At 73.1% G+C, this 20110-nt stretch carries 19 protein-coding genes; 9 read left to right on the forward strand and 10 right to left on the reverse strand.

Annotated features, from left to right (window positions below):
• Positions 1-145 precede the first annotated feature (145 nt).
• The 6 genes from ACZ6RT_RS08790 to ACZ6RT_RS08815 form a co-directional block, all read right to left on the reverse strand.
• Positions 146-1987 (reverse strand): sigma factor-like helix-turn-helix DNA-binding protein, encoded by a 1842-nt coding sequence (locus ACZ6RT_RS08790; RefSeq protein WP_470152691.1) that lies wholly within the window; start codon positions 1985-1987, stop codon positions 146-148.
• A 51-nt stretch (positions 1988-2038) separates the two neighbouring features.
• Positions 2039-4096, reverse strand: a complete 2058-nt coding sequence (locus tag ACZ6RT_RS08795) for a UvrD-helicase domain-containing protein (protein ID WP_399187948.1) — start codon at positions 4094-4096, stop codon at positions 2039-2041.
• A gap of 3 nt (positions 4097-4099) precedes the next feature.
• Complete coding sequence (locus tag ACZ6RT_RS08800) at positions 4100-6760, reverse strand: hypothetical protein (protein ID WP_470152692.1); 2661 nt, start codon at positions 6758-6760, stop codon at positions 4100-4102.
• Between the two features lie 111 nt (positions 6761-6871).
• Positions 6872-7624 carry a class I SAM-dependent methyltransferase gene (locus ACZ6RT_RS08805; RefSeq protein ID WP_399187944.1) on the reverse strand — a complete coding sequence of 251 codons (753 nt, stop codon included), beginning with the start codon at positions 7622-7624 and terminating at the stop codon, positions 6872-6874.
• Between the two features lie 127 nt (positions 7625-7751).
• The gene (locus ACZ6RT_RS08810) at positions 7752-8819 is read right to left on the reverse strand and encodes an ABC transporter substrate-binding protein (protein WP_399187942.1); all 1068 of its coding nucleotides are present in this window, start codon (positions 8817-8819) and stop codon (positions 7752-7754) included.
• Between the two features lie 87 nt (positions 8820-8906).
• Positions 8907-9110 (reverse strand): putative acetyltransferase, encoded by a 204-nt coding sequence (locus ACZ6RT_RS08815; protein WP_344902426.1) that lies wholly within the window; start codon positions 9108-9110, stop codon positions 8907-8909.
• A 160-nt stretch (positions 9111-9270) separates the two neighbouring features.
• Here ACZ6RT_RS08815 and fdxA point away from each other — a divergent pair, with 160 nt between their 5' ends.
• The 3 genes from fdxA to ACZ6RT_RS08830 all read left to right on the forward strand — a co-directional run bounded on the left by fdxA (position 9271) and on the right by ACZ6RT_RS08830 (position 11586).
• A complete protein-coding gene (gene fdxA / locus ACZ6RT_RS08820) occupies positions 9271-9597 on the forward strand; it encodes a ferredoxin (protein WP_344902423.1) in 327 nt (108 codons plus the stop codon).
• A gap of 223 nt (positions 9598-9820) precedes the next feature.
• Complete coding sequence (dapC, locus tag ACZ6RT_RS08825; RefSeq protein ID WP_470152693.1) at positions 9821-10900, forward strand: succinyldiaminopimelate transaminase; 1080 nt, start codon at positions 9821-9823, stop codon at positions 10898-10900.
• An 11-nt stretch (positions 10901-10911) separates the two neighbouring features.
• Positions 10912-11586 carry a DUF4178 domain-containing protein gene (locus ACZ6RT_RS08830; RefSeq protein ID WP_399187938.1) on the forward strand — a complete coding sequence of 225 codons (675 nt, stop codon included), beginning with the start codon at positions 10912-10914 and terminating at the stop codon, positions 11584-11586.
• A gap of 73 nt (positions 11587-11659) precedes the next feature.
• Here the strand turns inward: ACZ6RT_RS08830 and ACZ6RT_RS08835 are convergent, their stop codons facing one another.
• Positions 11660-12484, reverse strand: coding sequence for a hypothetical protein (locus ACZ6RT_RS08835; RefSeq protein WP_470152694.1), 825 nt, complete (start codon positions 12482-12484; stop codon positions 11660-11662).
• A gap of 70 nt (positions 12485-12554) precedes the next feature.
• Between ACZ6RT_RS08835 and ACZ6RT_RS08840 the strand changes: the two genes are divergently transcribed.
• From ACZ6RT_RS08840 to ACZ6RT_RS08855, 4 genes are all read left to right on the forward strand, one after another.
• Positions 12555-13421: a 2,3,4,5-tetrahydropyridine-2,6-dicarboxylate N-succinyltransferase gene (locus ACZ6RT_RS08840; protein ID WP_399187934.1), complete on the forward strand. Its 867-nt coding sequence runs from the start codon at positions 12555-12557 to the stop codon at positions 13419-13421.
• Between the two features lie 10 nt (positions 13422-13431).
• On the forward strand, positions 13432-14493 hold the full coding sequence (dapE, locus tag ACZ6RT_RS08845) for a succinyl-diaminopimelate desuccinylase (protein ID WP_470152695.1): 1062 nt from the start codon (positions 13432-13434) through the stop codon (positions 14491-14493).
• 323 nt (positions 14494-14816) lie between these two features.
• Complete coding sequence (locus tag ACZ6RT_RS08850) at positions 14817-15611, forward strand: LOG family protein (RefSeq protein ID WP_399187930.1); 795 nt, start codon at positions 14817-14819, stop codon at positions 15609-15611.
• 9 nt (positions 15612-15620) lie between these two features.
• Positions 15621-16208 carry an LOG family protein gene (locus ACZ6RT_RS08855; RefSeq protein WP_470152696.1) on the forward strand — a complete coding sequence of 196 codons (588 nt, stop codon included), beginning with the start codon at positions 15621-15623 and terminating at the stop codon, positions 16206-16208.
• Here ACZ6RT_RS08855 and ACZ6RT_RS08860 read toward each other — a convergent pair.
• Positions 16185-16487, reverse strand: coding sequence for a hypothetical protein (locus ACZ6RT_RS08860; RefSeq protein ID WP_470152697.1), 303 nt, complete (start codon positions 16485-16487; stop codon positions 16185-16187). The genes ACZ6RT_RS08855 and ACZ6RT_RS08860 overlap by 24 nt on opposite strands.
• Positions 16488-16615: 128 nt before the next feature.
• On the opposite strand from ACZ6RT_RS08860, the gene ACZ6RT_RS08865 reads away from it, so the two are divergent.
• Together ACZ6RT_RS08865 and ACZ6RT_RS08870 are read left to right on the forward strand one after the other, a co-directional pair.
• Positions 16616-17557, forward strand: a complete 942-nt coding sequence (locus ACZ6RT_RS08865) for a hypothetical protein (protein WP_470152698.1) — start codon at positions 16616-16618, stop codon at positions 17555-17557.
• Positions 17554-18159: a DNA-3-methyladenine glycosylase I gene (locus ACZ6RT_RS08870; RefSeq protein ID WP_470152699.1), complete on the forward strand. Its 606-nt coding sequence runs from the start codon at positions 17554-17556 to the stop codon at positions 18157-18159. Before ACZ6RT_RS08865 ends, ACZ6RT_RS08870 begins: the two co-directional genes overlap by 4 nt.
• A gap of 142 nt (positions 18160-18301) precedes the next feature.
• Here ACZ6RT_RS08870 and ACZ6RT_RS08875 read toward each other — a convergent pair whose 3' ends face one another.
• Positions 18302-19084 (reverse strand): enoyl-CoA hydratase-related protein, encoded by a 783-nt coding sequence (locus ACZ6RT_RS08875; protein ID WP_470152700.1) that lies wholly within the window; start codon positions 19082-19084, stop codon positions 18302-18304.
• Between the two features lie 155 nt (positions 19085-19239).
• Positions 19240-20085, reverse strand: a complete 846-nt coding sequence (locus ACZ6RT_RS08880; protein WP_470152701.1) for a PaaX family transcriptional regulator — start codon at positions 20083-20085, stop codon at positions 19240-19242.
• Positions 20086-20110 lie beyond the last annotated feature (25 nt).

A 20110-nucleotide genomic window follows, 5' to 3' on the forward strand; every position in this document is an offset into this window, starting at 1 on the left:
GAGCGGGCGCCGTGAGCAATGTCGCGGCCGTGCCTGGACCGAGGAGGGCGGGATCGTGAGGTACGAGCGATTTCGTCTGACGAGGGAAGGCATGGCCTGCGGGCGCCCGGGTCCGCGCTCGCGGAGCGGGCGCCATCAACACGGCTCACCCCTCGAGGAAGGTGAGGATGTCCCGGTCGCCGCGGTCGCGGAGGCGGGTGATGACCTCCTCGCGGGTGCAGCCGTCCGGCAGGCCGATGCGGGCGCCGATCAGGCGCAGGCCCTCGGCCTCGGAGGCCACCGGCGCGGTGTAGCCGATCAGGTGCAGCCCCCGGTTCAGGGCGGGCAGGGTCGGCGAGGCGGCCGGCAGGTAGCGGGTCAGCAGCTCGCCGCCGTCGGAGACCGTCAGGAACACGTGGTCGCCCTCGGAGGCGTTGGCGGCGACCAGGACGGGCCGGATGGAGCCCATGGTCGGCTGGTTGTGCCAGCTGATCACCACGTCGCCCGAGGGGGTGGAGGCGGTCAGCTGGCCGCCGGGGGCCATGCCGAGGTGGGCGGCGAAACCGGTCGGCAGCGGGGATCCCGAGCCGCGCAGGTGCTCGGCGTTGACGTCCACCCGGTGCCACCAGCGCCCGTCGCGGCTGCGGAAGCAGCGCCGGGTCTCCGAGACGTCGCGGCGCGGCTGGTACTCGGCCTGCTCGGCCCCGGCCACCCGGATCCAGCCCCGCTGCGTGCGCTCGAAGCCGGGGCCGCCCGCGTACGCGCGGACCGAGCTCTCGCTCACGTCGTAGCGGCCGGTGAGGCTGGTGACGATCGTGTTGACCGAGGCCTCGCCGTTGGACCGCTCGATCTCCCTGACGATCATCTCCCGGATGCCCAGGTACTGCTCGCCGCCCCAGCGCGTCAGCCCGTACTTGTTCCGGTCGACCCGCAGGAACCGGTCGTCGGCGGTGAGCTGGTTGCGGATGCCGACGAGGCTGTAGTCCTCGCCGATGCGCTCCTGGATCTCCTCGGGGCTCAGCGGGGCCCCCGCCACCGCGAGCACGGCCTCGGCCTTGTCGTTCACGCTGCGCGGCCAGGGCACCACGTGGCCGTCCAGCACCCGCAGCTGCGGGACCGCGATGAGCCAGCGCTCGGCCACGTCCTCGCGGATGCCGAGCTGGCTGGCCAGCGTGACGGCCTCGTCCAGCGGGCGGGGCCCGTCGGTGAACAGCTGCCGGGTCTTCTCCCTGAGCTCGTCGGCGCCCCCGGCGACCAGCCAGCCGTCCACCTGCTCGTAGCCGGACAGCAGGGTGCGGACGAACCGCCAGGCGGGGATGCCCAGGGTGGCGAGGTCACTGCGGTGCCAGGGCACCGCCGCGGCCAGGTCGTCGGCGGGCACGGCCGAGCCCAGCCGTCCCCGCAGCCAGGAGACGTGCCCGATCAGCGGTGCCGCGTCCTCCTTGGCGAGCCAGGCCTCGACGTGGTCGCGCAGGTCGCGCTCGATCTGCCGGATGCGCTCCCGGGTGACCGAGAACCGCTGGGCCAGGTCGTCGAGCGTGGCCCGCTGGGAGGCGTACAGCCGGTCCCTGGCGATGGCCCGCTGCCGCTCGTCCAGGGTGGCGAAGACCTCGTCGATCAGCTCGGGCAGCGGACGATCGGGCCGGGACGGGCGGATCCTGGCGACGCTCTCCTCGCTGACCGGTTCGAGCAACCGCTCCAGCACGCCGGTGAACAGCTTGTGCACGGTCTCGCGGCCGAGCCCCTCGGGGGTGCGGACGCTGGCGGCCGGGTCGGCGAACCTGAGCAGCGGAAGGACGTCGCCGAGCATCAGGTGGCCCCAGCAGGCCAGGGCGAGGTCGGTCAGGCGTCCGGCGACCTCGGAGGTCCCGATGGTGGAACAGGCCCGGTCGAGCGGAAGCGCCTGCCACCACGCCTCGGGGAGGCGGGGGTCGGTGGCGATCGGCGCTACCTGGCCGGGGGAGGTCCAGCGCAGGGGTGGCGCGATGTCGCTCAGGCTGAGGTTCATTGAGGTCCAACCGGCAAAGGGGAATATATCCGCAGTTCAGAGACTATGTGATCAGGTAGGAAGGAAGGGACTGGCCCGTCCGGAGTGGGATACGTAGAGAAGTTCTCTGGCCCGGGTGCAGGCCACGTACAGCAGCCCGCGTTCCCGCTGGAGGTCGTGCGCCCTGGCGGCCGGGTCCTCGCCGACGGGGGTCAGGGCGCCGGGGTCGGGCACGGTCCCGTCGCTGACGCCGATCACCGCGACCCGCCGGAACTCCAGCCCCTTCATGCCGTGCAGTGTCGTCACCCGTACTCCCAGTTCGCGCAGGGCGGCCCGTGCGTCGCGCACGAGGCCGGAGGTCCTGGCGGCCACCGCTATCTCCTCCGGAGGCACACCCTCGTCCACCCACTGTCCCACCTGTGCCACCAGCCCCGTCAGCTCATCCCGTGGAGAATCGTAGGCGCGGACCGTCGGCCGCGGCCCGTACCGGACCCCCCGGAACCCGTAAAGCTCCTGCACACCCTTGACGAGCCCGTCGGCGGGACCGCCCCCGCGCAGCCGGACCCCCCAGGACAGGATCTCTCGCGGGAGCCGGTACGACACCTGCAGCCGCTGCTGGATCGCGTCGATGCCGACGGCTCCGAGCGTCACCCGGGTGTCGAAGATGCGCTGGTGCGGGTCGCCCACGACGAACAGGTCGTCGGGGGCGTGCGGCACCGCCGCCCGCAGCAGCCGCCACTGCGCCGGGTGCAGGTCCTGCGCCTCGTCCACCACGATGTGCCGGTACGGCTCCCGCACCGGCTCGGTCTCCTCCAGCAGGTCCCCGGTCGTCCGGCCGAGCAGCGTCGACGCCTCGGAGGCCAGCTGGAGCAGGGTCCGCCTGCCACGCAGCCGCAACTGCTCGGTGACGTGCCCGACCGCGTCCCAGACGACGGCCCGCTCCCGCCGCGACAGCTCGACGCTGCGCCCGGGGCGGGGGGCCTCCAGGTACTCCTCCAGGGTCCGCAGGTTCTGCGCCAGCACCACCTGCTCCCACTCGCGCAGCAGGAACGCCGGGCTGTGACCGGTCGCGGTCTCCTCCCAGAGCGCGGTCAGCTCGGCGCCGCCGACCAGCGAGGGCGGCCGTCCCTCGGCCTCGGCCACGATGCGGTGCGCCAGCCGGTCGACGTTGCCGACCTCGACCCGCTTGCGGATCACCTCGTCCTCGATCAGGACGTCCAGCCGGGCCGCGAGGTCGGCGCTCAGCCCCTGGGAGAAGGTGACCAGCAGGACCTGTCCGGTGGCGCGGGAGGCCAGGTGGGCGGCCCGGTGCAGGGCGACGAGGGTCTTGCCGGTGCCCGCGCCCCCGGTGACCAGCGTCGGCTGCGGGTAGGAGTCCCGGTAGGCCATGCGGTGCTGGGGCGGGTAGAGGAACACGCACCAGCCGGGCGCCTCCAGCACCCGGTTCAGCTCGCGCGGGTGCGGGGTGAAGACGGCCCGGTCCGGGCTGCGCAGCAGCGCGGCGCCGAAGTCCTCGGGGTTGACCGGCTCGGGATCGGGGGCGACCGCGCGGCAGTTCTCCAGCTCCCGCCAGGCCCCGGCCATCGACTCGCCCCGGGCGAGCGCGGCCAGCGGCTCGTACTGCGTGGGGGGCAGCAGCGGTTCCAGGGCCTCCAGGGTGAGCTGGTCGGTGATCTGCCGCACCAGCGGCAGGAAGCGGCCGTCGACGCCCAGCTCGGCCAGGTCGCTGTCGCAGATGTCGGAGAACAGCCGGGACGTGGTCGCCTCGGCGGCCCTGCGCACCGCGGGCCTGACCCGGTCCAGCGCCTCGGCGTCCCACATCTCCACCACGCCGAGCGCGGTGTTGACGCCGAACCGGTGGCGCTGCGCGTACGCCCACGCCTCGGCGTCCGGGAGCACGGTCAGCAGCCAGTAGACGTCCCGCTGCCTGACCACGACGCCCCGGTGCCGGTCGGCCAGCCTCAGGGTCGCCACCCTGGGGTCCCTGGCCCCCCTGACCCGCTCGGGATGCGGTGCGCCCGCCACGTTCTGCAGGAACCTGCGCGCCGACACCACGACGTCGCGCCGCACCGGCTGGGCCAGGGCGGCGAGTCCGGCCGGGAACTCGGGGGAGAGGGCGAGGCGGGGCACGGGTCAGGCCAGGAGCGCCAGGAGATCGCGGTCCCCGCGTTCTCGTAGCCGGGTGAGGAGATCGGGCAGGGCCGCGGGACCGCCCATGCCGACCCGGGTGGCGATGACCCGTACGGCCTGCTCCGGGGTCCCGCCGGCCGCGGTGTAGCCGACCAGCCGCAACGCCCGCGCGGTCGTCTCCACCTCGTCCCCCGCGGCCGGCAGGTGCCTGGCGCGCAGGACCCCCTCGTCCGACAGGGTCAGGAACAGGTGGCTGCCCTCCTTGGCGCCCACGTCCGCGAGCAGCGTGCCGAGCGACTCCAGGACGGGTCTGTCCTGCCAGTTGAGGGCCAGCTCGCCGACCGCGCTGCTGACCGTACGGCCGACACCGGGCGCCATCCCGAGGTAGGCGGCGAACCCGCTGGGCAGCGGGCACTCGGCTCCCCGCAGGTGGTCGGCGGTGACGTCGATCCTCAGCCACCAGCGGCCGTCGGGCTGCCGGAAGCAGCGCCGGGTCAGCGAGACGTCCTTCAGCGGGCGGAACGGGGCCTTCGCCGGTTCCCCGGCCTTGTGCCCGTCGGCACCGCCGCCGTTCCGTCCCTCGGCACCGCCGTCGCCGCCGAGCCGGTCGCCCGCGCCGTCGCCGGGCTTCTCCGCGGTCAGCGAGGGGGCGCCGCCGCGCTGCGGGGGCCGCTCGCCCGCGCCGAGGATGCGCAGCTGCGGGACGTTCTCCAGCCACTCCTTGGACACCTCCGGGTGGATGCCCAGGGAGGAGACCATGTCGAGGGCCTTGTTGATGGTCAGCGGCGGCGTGGCGGCGCTGATCATGTCGCGGGTACGGTGCCGCAGCTCGGTGATGTCGCCCTCCACCAGCCACTCGTCGACCACGTGGTACTCGGGCAGTGAGGCCAGCACGAACTGCCAGGCCGGTACGTCGAGCGAGCGCAGCTCCCGGGTGTGCCAGTCGGCGGCGTTGATCAGCCGCTCCCGGGGCGCGGCCTTGCCGAGAAGGTCCTTCACGCTCTCCAGGTGCTCCCGGTACGGGGCGGCCTCGTCGGAGGCGATCCACTCGGCCAGCTCGCGGCGGAGGTCCGTCTCCAGGTCGCGGATCACGTCCGGCGACACGGCGAACAGCTTGGCCAGCGCCTCCACGGTCGCCGGGACGTCGCTGAACAGCCTGTTCTGGGCCACGGCCCAGCGCCTGTCCTCGGCGTCGGCGAAGACACCGTCGACCAGCGCGTGCAGGTCCGTCGCCCGCGTCCCGGGCTCGTCGCCGGAGACCGGTCCGGACGCCTCGTCGCCGGGCTCGGACGCGTCCCGCGGGAGGTGCGGCACGGCATCGGGGACGAGGTCGTCGTCGGCCCGGTCCCCGTGCCGGTCGTGGGCCCGGCTCTCGGCCTCGTCCCCGGCCTGATCGTCCGCTCGGTCCTGGGCCGGGTCGTCCGCACGGTCCTGGAGGCGGTCGTCGGCCTGGTCCAGGGGGCGGTCGTCGAGCCGGTCGCGGACCTGCTCCTCCGGACGGTCCTCGGGCCGGTCCTCGGGCCGGTCCTCGGGGGCGTCCCGCGTTCCGTCCGGATCCGCGTGCTCCGCCTCGGGCTCGTCCTGCGCTCCCGTCCCGCTCGCGGGTTCACCGGTCTCGGCCACGTGCCCGGCGGGAGGTCCGGTCGTCAGGGGGGACCCGGCCACCGGGACGTCACCCGGTTCGGGACCGGTGACACCGGTCTCGGGGGCGTCCTCGGGAGCGGTCCGGGGCCCGTGTCCCGTCGTGGAACCGGCCTCGGAGCGGCTCCTTCTGGCCGCGGCGGGCCGGAAGAGGGACCCGGGCGCGGCGTCCTCCTCGGCCTCCTCCGCCCGGCGGTCCCGGAGAGCCTCGGCGGCCGACGCGGCCTCGACCTCGGCACCGTGCGGGAGGGCCTCGGAGGCGTCCGAGGCCGCCCGGGTCTCCGGGGCGTCCGGAACCTGCGGAACGTCCGGAACCTGCGGGGCGTCCGGAGGTTCCGGGGCGTTCACGCTGTCGGGGGTGTTCGGGATCTCCGCAGCGTCCGGGGTGTCCGGGGTGTCCGCGACCTTCGGGGCCTCCGGGGCATCCGGGATCGCCTGGACCTTCGGGCCCTCCACGGCCCGGGTCTCCACGGCTGTCCGGGTCTCCGGGGTCCGTGAGACGTCAGAGGCCGCGCGGTCCCCCACACCCTCCGGCGACGCCGGGGCCTCCAGGACCACCGGGGCGTCCTGGACGTCCCGGGCGGGAGCCGGCCGGACCGCGACGTCCGCGGAGGGGGCGGAGGCCGCCAGGCGGGTGAGGACCGCCGCGAAGAGGGTGTGCAGCAGCGGGACCGGCTGGATGAACGGCTGGTCGCGCAGGTCGTGGCCGGTCAGCGCGAGCAGTCCCGGCCAGGATCCGGCGCGGTCGAGGGCGATGGCCGTGCACGGCTCGTCCGCGTCCTCGGGGTCCAGCACGTGCAGGGCGGGGAGCACGTCGCCCACGGCGGCGGCGGGCCAGTGCTTGAGGGCGATCTCGGTCAGGATCTCCGCCAGCCGCTCCGGGCCCAGCACGGCGAGCACCCGGGCGACCGGCAGGCTCCGCCACCAAGCGTCCGGTAGGTCGGGCTGGTCGCGCAGAAGTGGGATCGTGGCCGCGTCGCTCCAGCGCAGCGGCGGCACGAGGTCACTCAGACAGAAGTTCATCCGTTCCCTTCACCAGCCCCTCAAGCCGCCCGAGACACTCCGTGTGGCCGGGGAACGAGACTCATGGAACAGACCATAGTCTGGCAAATCGCCCCGGCGCATAGAGTCGGTTCAGCGGCGTACGGCCGCGAACCTCAGCCGTACGTAGTCGGCCATCCAGCCGGTCTCCCGCCGCAGGGCGGGGGCGGCCAGCTCGTTCACCCGGCGGAGCAGCGGATCGACCGTCTCCGCGGGCACCTCCTGCAGCAGCGAACGCGCGAACATCCGCACCCAGTCGGCGGCGCCGCCCGGGCACTCGTCGAGCCGGGTCGGCCGGTCGAAGTATTCCAGGAGGCGGACGACGAAGCCGCCCTTCTCCAGCCGCGAGGCGTACTCGGCGGGCGTGGGGAAGTACCACGGCAGGTCGGGCTCGCGCAGCCCGTACTCCCGCCAGGCGGTGGACAGCGCGGCCGTCAGCGCCGCGCAGTTGCCCGCGCCGCCCATCTCGGCCACGAACCGCCCTCCCGGCGTCAGGGCCTCGCGGACGCCCGCGATCACCGCGTCCGGCTCCCGCCCCATCCAGTGCAGCGCGGCGTCGGAGAAGACCGCGTCGTAGGGCCGGGAGACGGTGAAGTCACCGCCGTCGGCGACGACGAAGTCCAGCCCCGGGTACTCCGCCCGGGCCTTCTCGATCATCGCCGGTGACCCGTCGACCCCCAGGACGTACGCGCCCCGGGAGGTGATCTCGGCCGTCAGCGTCCCCGTGCCGCAGCCGAGATCCACGATGCGTTCCCCCGGCTGCGGGTCGAGCAGGTCCACCAGGGGGGCGCCGTGCGCCGAGACGTATCCGAAGCTGTTGTCGTGGGTGCGAGCGTTCCACCTCATCAAACCCGGGGTGTCGTATCGCAAGACGATCAGCTCTCATTCTGAGACGTCAAGGCCTCTTATCGGTACTCTCCAGACACTTTAGAGCCTCTGGGCGACCCTGACCTATCAGTCCCACCAGCCCCGCTCATCTCACCTTCTTGGCCCACTCCCGCTGGAGATAGGCGCGGGCCCGGTCGATCTCCGGAACCGTGAGGACCACGGGCCTGGCCTTGACCGGCGGGAGCTTGGCGGCCAGCTCCCTGTCCAGGGTGCCGCGCATCTCCAGGGCCTCCATCCGCACCGGGCGGGCGTAGCCCTTGAGGAAGAGGTTCTGTCCCCGGTCGGAGAAGAGGAACTCCTGCCAGAGCCGGGCCGCGGCCGGGTGCGGGGCCTTCTTGTTGATGGCCTGGATGTAGTACGCGCCGAGGACGGCGTCCTTGGGGACCGCGACCTTCCACCCCTTCCCGGCGGCCGCCCGCTCGGCGTTGTGGTAGTCCCAGTCGACGACGACCGAGGCCGCCTTGGGGGCGGACGAGAGGTTGCCCGCGCTCTTGAGGCGCTGGAAGAAGTCCACGCCCCGCTCCGCCCGCGCCTCACCGTCCTGGAGCGAGGCGGCCATCACCCCGTTGAAGGCGGCCGAGACCTCCCGGGGGTCGCCGGGCAGCGAGACGCTGAGCCCCGGCTTGAGCAGATCGGTGAAGGAGGCCGGGGTCGCAACCTTGGCGGGGTCGTACCCGATCGACATGTAGCCGCCGTAAGCGGCGTACCAGGCCCCCCGGTGGTCCTTGAGGTGGTCGGGGATGTCGTGCCAGTTCTGGACCCGGTAGGGGGCGAACATCTCGGCCTTGGCCACCGCGACGTCCATGCCGAGGTCGAAGACGTCGGGCTTGAGCCGGTCGGCGGCCTCGATCTCCCGGGCGCTGTTCGCCTGTGGCTCCAGCTGCTCGACCTTGATCCCGTACTCGTCGCCGAAGGTGTCGATGATCTCGCCGTAGTTCACCCAGTCGCGGGGCAGCGCGATCACCCTGAGCGTGCCCTCCTTCTTGGCCGCCTCCACGAGGCGCTCCATCGTGGAGAACCCCTCCCGCATGGAGGCCGCCTGGGCGTCGATCGGCGGGAGCTGGGCGTTCTGGGTGGCCGGGGCGCCACATCCGGCGATCACGGTCACGAGGATCACGGCGGAGGTGCCGGTGCATCTGGTACGTAGGGTCACGGGCCGAATACTGTCCGTCCGCGACCTGTGAGGTCGAGCGGCGCGGCCCTTCCCATCGCACGGCTTACACGTGTCTTGGCGAGCGGCTTACCCGGGGGGCCCTTCGGAGGTCCGGCCGCGCGGCGGGTCCGGGACGACCTTCGCCGCGGCGAGCGTCTCCTCGGCGATCTCCACCAGGGTGCCGTCACGCTTGCGCACGCCCAGCACTCCGTCCCGCCAGAACTCCAGCTCACCCACGGCGTCGCGGAACCCCTCGGGCACCCGTCTGCGGGTGGTGACCCTTTTGCCCACGTCGGATGAGGTTAGGGTGACGTTCAGGCGAGCACTGAAACCAGGGGCCATCGACTTTTGCCCCCTCGCGTTTCAGACATGTGGCAGGCACGGCAATACTAGGGCTTAGCAACCCGCGGTCGAAGTCGTGCCTAGGTGCGTAAAGAAGAAGGAGCCCGAGGTGACCTACGTCATCGCGCAGCCTTGCGTGGACGTCCTGGACAAGGCGTGCATCGAGGAGTGCCCCGTCGATTGCATCTACGAGGGTGAGCGCATGCTCTACATCCACCCCGACGAATGCGTCGACTGCGGCGCGTGCGAGCCCGTCTGCCCGGTAGAGGCGATCTTCTACGAGGACGACCTCCCCGAGCAGTGGAAGGACTTCTACAAGGCGAACGTGGACTTCTTCGAGGACCTGGGATCGCCGGGCGGCGCCTCCAAGGTCGGCAAGATCGAGAAGGACCACCCGGTCGTCGCGGCCCTGCCCCCGCAGGCCGAGAGCCACTAGTGGCCGTGCCGGAGGGGGTGAACGCGCTTCCCCTCCGGCACGCGCCACCGGTCCGGCCCTCCCGGCCGGTCCCGCACGCGCCACCGCTCACGACCCGATCCAGCGAGAGACGACGGCTGATCCCGATGTACGCCATTCCCGACCGGTTCCCCGCCCCGGAGGCCCCGGAGGCCCCGGAGGCCCCGGAGGCCCTGGACTCCCCGGGCACCCCGGTGAGGTCGCGGTGACCGGCCTGCCGGACTTCCCCTGGGACCGGCTCGTCCCGTTCAAGGAGCAGGCGGCGGCGCACCCCGGCGGAATCGTCGACCTGTCGGTCGGCACCCCCGTCGACCCGGTCCCCGCCGTCGTGCGCCAGGCCCTCGCGGACGCCTCCGACAGCCCCGGATACCCGCTGACCTACGGCACCGAGCGCCTGCGCTCGGCCGCGGCCGGATGGCTGCGCCGCAGGCACGGCGTGCTCCTGGACCAGGCGAACGTGCTGCCGCTGATCGGCTCCAAGGAGTTCGTGGCCTGGTTGCCGACCCTTCTCGGCGTCCGGCCGGGCGAGCGGGTGATCTTCCCGGAGCTGGCGTACCCCACCTACGACGTGGGCGCGCGCCTGGCGCACGCCGAGCCGTACGCCACCGACGGGCTGCTCGCCCTCGGGCCCGAGCGGGTGCCGCTGGTCTGGGTGAACTCCCCGTCCAACCCGACCGGCAGGGTCCTGCCCGCCGAGCACCTGCGCAAGGTCGTCGTGTGGGCGCGCGAGCGCGGCGCGGTCGTGGCCTCCGACGAGTGCTACATCGAGCTGGGCTGGGAGGAGCGGCCGGTCTCGATCCTGCACCCGGACGTCTGCGGCGGCTCGCACGAGGGCCTGATCGCCGTGCACTCGCTCTCCAAGCGCTCCAACCTGGCCGGTTACCGGGCCGGATTCGCCGCGGGGGACCCCGCGCTGATCGCGCGGCTGCTGGAGGTGCGCAAGCACGCCGGCATGATCATGCCGGCGCCGGTCCAGGCGGCCATGACCGCCGCCCTCGACGACGACGAGCACGCCGAGGAGCAGCGGTCCCGCTACGCCGCCCGTCGCGCCGCGCTCCGTCCCGCCCTGGAGTCGGCCGGCTGGAAGATCGAGCACTCCACCGCGGGCCTGTACCTGTGGGCCTCCGACGGGACGGGCTGCTGGGAGCAGGTCCGCGCCCTGGCCGGGCGGGGGATCCTGGTGGCTCCGGGTGACTTCTACGGCCGTGCCGGTGAGCGGCACGTCAGGATCGCCGTGACGGCGAGTGACGAACGCATCAGTGCGGCGGTGCGCCGCCTCCAGTAGGATCGCGCGGCATGACCCCTGCGGTCGCCGTGATACTCGGCCTGAGCGTCGCCACGATCGTCCTGCTGCTCGTCGCGTTCTTCACGACGACCCGCCAGGACAGGAACGGTCATGCCCCGGAGGCTCCCGGCGAGACACCCCCCACCCCGGTCGAGACCGCGCCGCCGCTGCCCGCGCCGACCGCGGGCCGCGTCGGCATCGACTACCCCGACCCTCGTACGATCAAGGTCGGCGACACCATCGAGTGCCAGGGAGTGCGCAGCCGCGTCCTCGGCGCGCTGTACCTGTCCTGGCAGGGAAACCAGTGGACCGAGTACCTGCTCGACGACGGCACCCGCCGCTACCAGTGGCTCTCGATCGAGATGCGCTCCGGTACCGCGGGCGAGCCTCCGCACCTGGAGGTGCTGCTGTGGACGCCGGTGCCGGCCGAGGGGATGATCCCCGCCAAGGCCACGCTGAGCGTCGAGGGCGTCGACTTCTTCCCGGTCGACCGGGGGACCGCGGCCTTCCGCGGTGAGGGGGTGACGTCGATGCCCGAGCGGGGCCTGCTGGACTTCGCCGACTACCGGGCCGCCGACGGCCGCCTGCTCAGCTTCGAGCGCCTCCAGGGCCAGCCCTGGACCTCCTCCTACGCCCAGCCGCTCGCCCCCGGCACGATCAGCATCGAGAAGGGGCAGAAGGGCTGACCGGCCTGCCGCGCCTGCCCGGCTCGTGAAGGTCTCCCGGGTTCGAACCCGGGAGAGTTCACGAGCCCCGGACTCAGAAGAGCCGCACCTTGCCGGCGGTGAACCGGGAGTCGGCCTTCCAGCCGTCGTGCCCGTCGGCCGACACCCACGTCCGGCCGTCGTAGCCGACCCTGGCGAGCCCGAACTCCTTGGCGTGGGCGACCGCCCAGCCGGCCATCAGCCAGCCACGGCCGCGCGAGGGCGCCTCGAACGCCGTCCCGGGCCCGAGCGCCCGGCCGAGCCTGCGCGCCGCCTCCTTGGTGTCGGGAGGTGGCGGCGTCCTGCCCTCGGGGGTCGGGAACCAGCAGTGCACGGCCCCGGGGACGCGTCCGGTGAACGCCGCGGCCAGGATCTTCCCGTCCTCCTCGTGCTGGGCGTACGCCGACCCGTCGGCGGAGCGCTGTACCGCCTGGGCCGCCTCGTGCAGCGGCATCTTCCGGTAGCCCTTCACCTTCACCAGCGCGGAGAAGAACTTCCCTGCGGAGTAGACGGGGTCGATGAGCTGGTCGGGCCTGCCCCACCCCTGCGAGGGCCGCTGCTGGAACGCCCCGACCGAGTCGCGGTCGCCGCCCGAGAGGTTCTGCAGCTTGGACTCCTGGATCGCGGTGGCGTACGCGATCACGACGGCCCGCTCGGGCAGCCTCCTGCGGGCCGCCACGGCCGCGATGACCGCCGCCACCTGCGCCTGCTCGATGTTCAGGTCCAGTGAGGCCGACGGGGTCGTGACCTTGCACCCCTCACCGAGATCGACCAGTGGTGTCCTCCTGAACAGGAGGAACAGGCCCGCGGTGACGATCACCACGAGCACGACGACGATCACGACGATCGCGGTGACCCCTTTTGAGAACGGCCGTTGCACGGTCAAGAACCTACAGGCCCCCAGCGATTGCCCGGTCTGTCGCAAGGTCACGAACACTAGGCTCCGGGCCATGACCCAGAGCGATGCCAGCCCGCTGCCCGCGGCCGTCGACGAGCTGTGGTGGCGCCGGGACGAGCTCAGCCCGGCCGACGGCCAGGCCCGCGCCGTCGTGGTGGAAGCGGTGGACATGCTCGACAGCGGAAAGGCCCGGGTGGCCTCGGTCTCCCGGACCGGCGAGGTGGTCGTGGACGAGCGTGCCCGGCGGGCCGTCGCCCTGGCGTTCCGGGTCCTCGGCCTGGCCAGGTCCCAGGTGGGCGACTTCCACCACCGCGACCGGGTCCCGCTCAAGACCGCCGTGGACGGGGTGCGCGTGGTGCCCGGGGCCATCGCCCGCTGGGGCGCCTACCTGGCGCCGGGGGTCGTGCTGATGCCCTCGTTCGTCGACATCGGCGCCCACGTGGACGAGGGCAGCACGGTGGAGACGTGGGTCTCGATCGGCTCGTGCGCGCAGATCGGCAAGAACGTCCACCTGTCCGCGGGGGTCGGCGTGGGGGAGGCCGCCTGCCGGGACGGCGCGGAGGACCCCGAGGTCCTCGCGGAGCGGCCCGCGGTGGCGCCCGTGGTCGTCGAGGACGGGGCGCTGATCGGCGGCCGGGCGGTGATCTCCGAGGGGGCCCGCGTCGGCCGGGGCGCCGTGATCGGGGCCGGGACGATCCTGTCGGGCTCGACCCCGATCGTGGACGTGCGCACCGGCGAGGAGGTGGACCGGGGCCACGTTCCCGACCGGTGGGTGGCGGCCGGGGGCATCCGGAGCCGCGAGTTCACCGGCGGCGCGTTCGGCCTGCGCTGCGTCCTGCTGCTGGAGCGCCTGGAGGAGGGCCACAGGCCCGGCCGGGCCGAGCTGGGACGGATCCTGCACGGCCACGGACACGGATAGGGTCGCGGGCATGAGTACGCGTCTGGACCTCACGCAGGATGTCGGGGAGCTCACCGCCCGGATCGTGGACGTCGAGTCGGTCAGCGGCGACGAGAAGGCGCTCGCCGACGCCGTGGAGGAGGCGCTGCGCCCGCTGCCGCACCTGACGGTCGAGCGCGACGGCGAGTCGGTCGTGGCCCGCACCGGCCTGGGCCGCACCGAGCGGGTGGTGATCGCCGGGCACCTGGACACCGTCCCGGTCGCGGGCAACCTGCCCTCCCGGGTGGAGGACGGCCTGCTGTACGGGTGCGGCACCGCGGACATGAAGTCCGGCGTCGCGGTGGCGCTGAAGCTGGCCGCCGCGCTCCCGGAGCCGTGCAGGGACGTGACGTACGTCTTCTACGACTGCGAGGAGATCGAGGCCGAGCGCAACGGGCTGCTCCGGCTCAGCCGCACGCGCCCGGACCTGCTCGCCGGTGACTTCGCGGTGCTCATGGAGCCCACCGACGGCATGATCGAGGGCGGCTGCCAGGGAACGCTCCGGGCGCAGGTCGTCACCCGGGGCAAGCGGGCGCACAGCGCCAGGTCCTGGTTCGGGGTCAACGCGATCCACGCCGCCGAGCCGGTGCTGGCCGTCCTGAACGCGTACCGGGTCAGGAGGCCGGTGGTCGACGGGCTGGAGTTCCACGAGGGCCTGAACGCGGTGGGGATCGGCGGGGGCGTCGCGGGCAACGTGATCCCCGACGAGTGCGTGGTGACCGTGAACTACCGGTTCGCCCCCGACCTGTCGCTGGAGGCCGCCCGGGAGCACGTGAGCGAGGTGTTCGACGGGTTCGAGGTCCGCTTCACCGACGGTGCCGCCGCGGCCAGGCCCGGCCTGACCCACCCGGTGGCGGCGGCCTTCGTCGACGCGGTCGGCGGCACGCCGAGGGCCAAGCTCGGCTGGACCGACGTCTCGCTCTTCTCCGGCCTCGGCGTGCCCGCGGTCAACTACGGCCCCGGGGACCCGAACCTGGCCCACCAGCGGGGAGAGTTCGTCGCGCTGGAGAAGATCGCCGACTGCGAGCGCAGGATGCTCGACTGGCTGTCCTGAGCGACGGCACCGAGCGGCGGTCCCGAGCGGCAGGTCCCGGTAGTCGTCCCGGGGGTGATCCCGATCGGCCCGTCCCGGTGGCCGGTGGCCGTCCCGGGCTGGGCGTCCCGGCAGGGGATCCCGCCGGGCGGGAGCGGAGAGGCCCCGGACACAATGAAAGTGGCTTTCCTCGCCGGCCATTTGGCGGGGAAAGCCACTTTCAGTCCCGAGCAGCACCCTCGGCAGTTAGACGTGCACCGCTCAAAATCCGGTTCCACGTTTTCATGGAGATTTTTCAAGATTTTTCCAAGGGTGGCACCTGGGGCGGCAGTACGGTGACCGGCATGAAGAAAAAACGTCCCGAGCGCCGTCAGGGGGCCGCCGTGGTCCGTGGCGACCTCGTCTCCGATTCCACCCACGACCAGCGGCTTCTCGACAGGAGAGGCCCCGCCGACTGGCTGCACATGGACCCGTGGCGGGTCCTGCGCATCCAGGCCGAGTTCGTGGAGGGCTTCGGCCAGCTCGCCGAACTCCCCCAGGCGGTGACCGTCTTCGGCTCCGCCCGCACCCCCGCGGGCACCCCCGAGTACGAGATGGGCGTCGAGCTCGGCCGGAAACTCTCCCAGGCGGGCTACGCCGTGATCACCGGTGGCGGCCCCGGCTGCATGGAGGCCGCGAACAGGGGTGCGGTCGAGGCCGACGGCGTCTCGGTCGGCCTGGGCATCGAGCTCCCGTTCGAGCAGAGCATGAACGAGTACGTCGACCTCGGCATCGAGTTCCGCTACTTCTTCGTCCGCAAGACCATGTTCGTGAAGTACTCCTGCGGGTTCGTCACGCTGCCCGGCGGGTTCGGCACCCTGGACGAGCTCTTCGAGGCCCTCACCCTGGTCCAGACCAGGAAGGTCACCTCGTTCCCCGTGGTGCTGATGGGGACCGAGTTCTGGGGCGGCCTGATCGACTGGATGAAGAAGACCCTGGTGGACACCGGCAAGATCTCCCCGGCGGACGTGGACCTGATCCACGTCACCGACGACGTGGACGAGGCCGTCCGCATCATCGTGGAGGCCGACCAGAACCGGGGCGGGAGACTGGGGGACGAGGAGAGGTCGGCCATGACCACGGTCGGCGACGCCGAATAGGATCGCCGGGTGTTCATCTGCGTATTCCTCGCGTCAAGTCAGAGGATCGACCACAGGTACCTGGAGCTCGCCGAGCAGGTGGGGACCGAGCTCGCCAGGCGCGGGCACGCCCTGGTGAGCGGCGGGGCCACGGTCTCCTGCATGGGAGCGGTGGCCCGCGCCGCCCGCGCGGGCGGCGCCCACACCGTGGGGGTGATCCCCCAGGCGCTGGTGGACATCGAGATCGCGGACGAGGAGTCCGGCGAGCTGGTGGTCACCACCGACATGCGGGAGCGCAAGGGCGTCATGGACGCCCGCTCCGACGCCTTCCTGGTGCTGCCGGGCGGCATCGGGACGCTGGAGGAGCTGTTCGAGATCTGGACCTCCCGCACGCTGGGCCTGCACGACAAGCCGCTGGTGCTGCTCGACCCCTGGGGCCTGTACGCGCCGTTGCGGGAGCTGGTCCTGAACATGCAGGAGGAGGGCTTCACCCGTCCGAACGTCTTCGACGCCATCTCCTGGGCCACCACGGTCGAGGAGGCGTTCGAGCTGCTGGAGAAGACGACCAGGCACCTGGAGCCGAGTCCCGAGGAGCTAGGCGAGGCCACGGCGGGTTAGCGCGGGCGGGCGCCTCCCGGCGAGGGACTCGGTCATCTCCACCGCCCGCCGTACCTGCTCGGGGCGGCCGGTGCGGAAGACGCGGGCACCGAGCCAGGCGCAGATCGAGGCCGCGGCCAGCTCCGCGGCCTCGGCGTCCGGCCCGTCCCCGTGGGGGACCCCGGCCAGGTGGGCGGGGGTGACCACCACGGTGTGCCCGGCGCGGACGAGCTTCTCGACCTCCTCGGTCGAGGCTGCCTCGACCCAGCCGGGATCGTTCTCGTCACCGGGCCCGAGCACGACGGGGAGCGCCCCCGGTGCCGGCTCGGCGGACGGGGACGGACGGCGGCTCCCTTCGGGAAACGCTTCGGGAAACGGAGGGGTCACGAGCCGATCCTAGGCCAGCGGACTTGTGGCACGATTCGTATGTGCTGGTCGTCTTAGCCCTCGCTGCCATAGCCGTGATCGCCGGTGTCACGGCGGTCGCCATGGGGCGGGGAGGTGAGCTCAAGGAATTCCCCCCCGACGTGCCCCCCCTGGACCTGCCCGCGGCAGGCCGGCTCGGCGCGGTCGACTTCATGGCCCTGCAACTGCCGGTGAGCCTCGTCGGCTATCACACGCAGAGCGTCGACGAGACGCTGAACCGGGTCGCCGGCGCGCTGAGCGAGCGCGACACCAGGATCGCCGTGCTGGAGCAGCGGGTGTCCGAGCTGCTCGCGGGCAGGCTCCAGGCGCGCCACGAGCCCGATCCGGCCCTGCCGGCCTCGAAGCGCCCCGGGCGCGAGGCGCCGTACCACGACCTGCCCGGTACGGGCGGACCGGTGGAGGTCGAGGAGCTCTCCTCCGGACCGGTGGCCGCGGACCCGTGGCGGCCGGACGCGCCGCCCTTCGCGCGGGAAGACCCCTCCCGGTCCGTCCTTGACCCGGAGCCCGCCTCGGACCCGAGCCCTGTTCCGGACCCGAGCCCTGTTCCGGACCCGAGCTTTGTCCCGGACCCCGTCCCGGACCTGGAGCCCGCTCCGGATCCGGACCCTGCCCCCGACCCGGCGCCCGCTCCGGGCCTCGTGCCCGCCCTGGAGCCCGTTCCGGACGTCGCGCCGGTCCCGGAGCCCGTCCGGGACGTCGCGCCGGACCCGGAGCCCGTGCGGGACCCGGATCCCACCCCGGTCTCGGGAACCGCCGCGGCGTCCAGGGTCACACCGATCCCGGAGAGGGCGACCGCGCTCCAGGAACCGGCCGTGATCTCACAGGCCCCTCGGAGCCCGGAACCGGTCGAGACCCACGGCTCCACGGCCCCGCGGGACCCCGCCGGGACGGGGAACCCCGACGACGACCGTCCCGAGCCGCGCGGGCCCGGGGGAGCCCGATGAGCGAGCCCTCGCGCCCCGGGGGGATCACACCCCTCCAGAGCGCCGGGGGCTCCGCCGGGACGGAGCTCGTACGCTGCGGCTGGGTCACCTCGGCCCCGGACTACATCGACTACCACGATCACGAGTGGGGCCGTCCGGTCACCGGTGACGACCGGGTGTTCGAGCGGATCGCGCTGGAGGCGTTCCAGTCCGGCCTGTCGTGGATCACGATCCTGCGCAAGAGGGAGAACTTCCGGGCGGCCTTCGCCGGGTTCTCCATCCCGGCCGTGGCCGCCTTCGGCGAGGCGGACGTCGACCGGCTGCTCGCGGACGCGGGCATCGTCCGCAACCGGGCGAAGATCGAGGCGACGATCGCCAACGCGCGGGTCGCGCTCGGCATCGGCCTGTCCGACCTCGTCTGGTCCCACGCCGACCCCGGCTCGCCCGTGCCCTCGACCCTGGCGGACGTGCCCGCGCAGACTCCCGGCTCCAAGGCGCTGGCCAAGGAGCTGAAGTCGCGCGGCTTCCGCTTCATCGGCCCGACCACCGCCTACGCGCTGATGCAGGCCATCGGCCTGGTCAACGACCACGTCGCCGACTGCTGGACGCGCCGGGGCCGCTGAGGGCCGGACCCTGGGTCCCGGTCACCCCTCGCGGCCCGGGATCACCGCTCCCAAGGGCCGGATCCCGGTCCCGGCCGTCCCCGGCGACCCCGCGATCACCGGAGCCGGCGGCCCCGGGTCGGCGGTCCTGGGAAGCCCCGGGTCAGCGGCCCTGGAAGACGGGCCGTTCCTTGGCGAGGAAGGCACGGGTGGCGTTCAGGTGGTCACCGGTCTTGGCGCAGGCGTCCTGGAGGTCGGCCTCCACCTCCAGTGCCTCGGCCAGGGTGCCGGTGGCCGCGGACCGCAGGGCGCGCTTGGTCGCCGCGTAGGCGCAGGTGGGACCCTGCGCCAGCCGTACGGCCATCGTCCGGGCCGCGGCGTCGAGCTCCTCGGCGGGGACGACCTGGGAGACCACCCCGAGTTCGAGCGCGCGGACCGCGCCCAGCGGCTCGCCGAGCAGCAGCAGCTCGGTGGCGCGCGCCTGCCCCACCAGGCGCTGGAGGGTCCAGGAGGCCCCCGAGTCGGGGGCGAGCCCGATACCGGAGAAGGCCATCGCGAACCTGGCCTTCTCCGAGGCGATCCGCAGGTCGCAGGCGAAGGCCAGGGAGGCCCCCGCTCCCGCGGCGACGCCGTTCACCGCCGCCACCACGGGCTTGTCCATCTCGGCGATCGTCCGGACGATCGGGTTGTAGTGGGCGCGCACGGTGCCGTCCAGGCCCCGGCCGGCCTCCAGGTTCGCGGCGTGCTCGCCCAGGTCCTGCCCGGCGCAGAAGGCCCGTCCCGCCCCGGTCAGCAGCACCGCCCGTACGGTGTCCGCCCGCGACGCCTCGGTCACCGCCTCAAGCAGGGCCTCCTTCGCGGAGGTCGTCAGCGAGTTCATCGCCTCCGGCCGGTTGATGACGATGACGGCGACGGCGTCGTCGACGGAGTAGAGAACGTCGCTCAACGTGTGCTCCTTCCGGATGGTTCGGCTCTGCTCGTCCGGGTCGTGACGTCGTCGACGCCGGCCCGGGTCCGCGTTCTCCCAGGATGCCCCTCAGGATGCGTCCTGAGAGCCCTGTGCGGCCTTCTGGGGGGTTCTGGGGGGTTATGGCCTGTCCTTTACGACACATCCTGCGCTGTCGCTCTCCGTGTCCCCTGGGGCGGCCCCTCCCGCGGGCCGTCCCACGGCTCGCCGAGGTGGCGGTCGACGAAGGTGGCGGCGGCCGGGAGCAGCCGCCCGGCCTCGCGCTCGAAGTAGATCCTGGCCCTCTCCCCGGGCCAGCCCCGCGGCAGCAGCTCCGCGGGGAGCCCGGGATCGCGGAAGAGGAAGTTGCGCCAGCCGTGCAGCAGCCTGCTCCGGGTGGCGAAGACCTCGTCGCAGCCCGCGTCCGCGGGCAGGGCGTCCACCAGGTCCCGCGCGCGGGCCAGCCACTCCTCGTAGGCCGCTCCGATGCCGTCCAGGTCCCACGTCCTGGCGACCAGCGCGGCGGGGTCGCCGTCGAGCACCGCCTCGAACCGGTCCGCGCGGACGCCCTGGCCGCCCAGGATCGCGTCCAGCTCCAGGGAGGGGCGCGGCCCGATCCAGGTCGTCTCGGACATGGGCGCGTACCCGATGAAGGAGAGCTCGGCCCGCAGGCGTTCCCGCCTGGACCGCTCGCGCACGGGGTCCACCACCAGGACGTGCCACCGTCCGTTCCAGGTGATCGTCCCGACTCGGTAAATTCTCAGGGCCGCCTCGTCCAGGCGGCGCACGCACTTGGGCGTGACCTCGTACCCGGGCCCCCTGGGCAGCCGGGTGGGCGAGAGCCAGCCCTGCCGCACCATCCGCGAGACGGCGGTGCGCACGGCCGGGGCGGCGATGTCCAGGGGGGCGAGCAGCCGGACGAGGGCGGCGACGGAGGCACGGCCGCCCCGGGACCGGAGATGGTCCCCGTACAGATCGAAGAGAGCGGCGCGGGCGTTCACGAGGACAAGTTTGGTCGTCCGAGGG

Source organism: Streptosporangium sp. NPDC050148 (assembly GCF_055586505.1).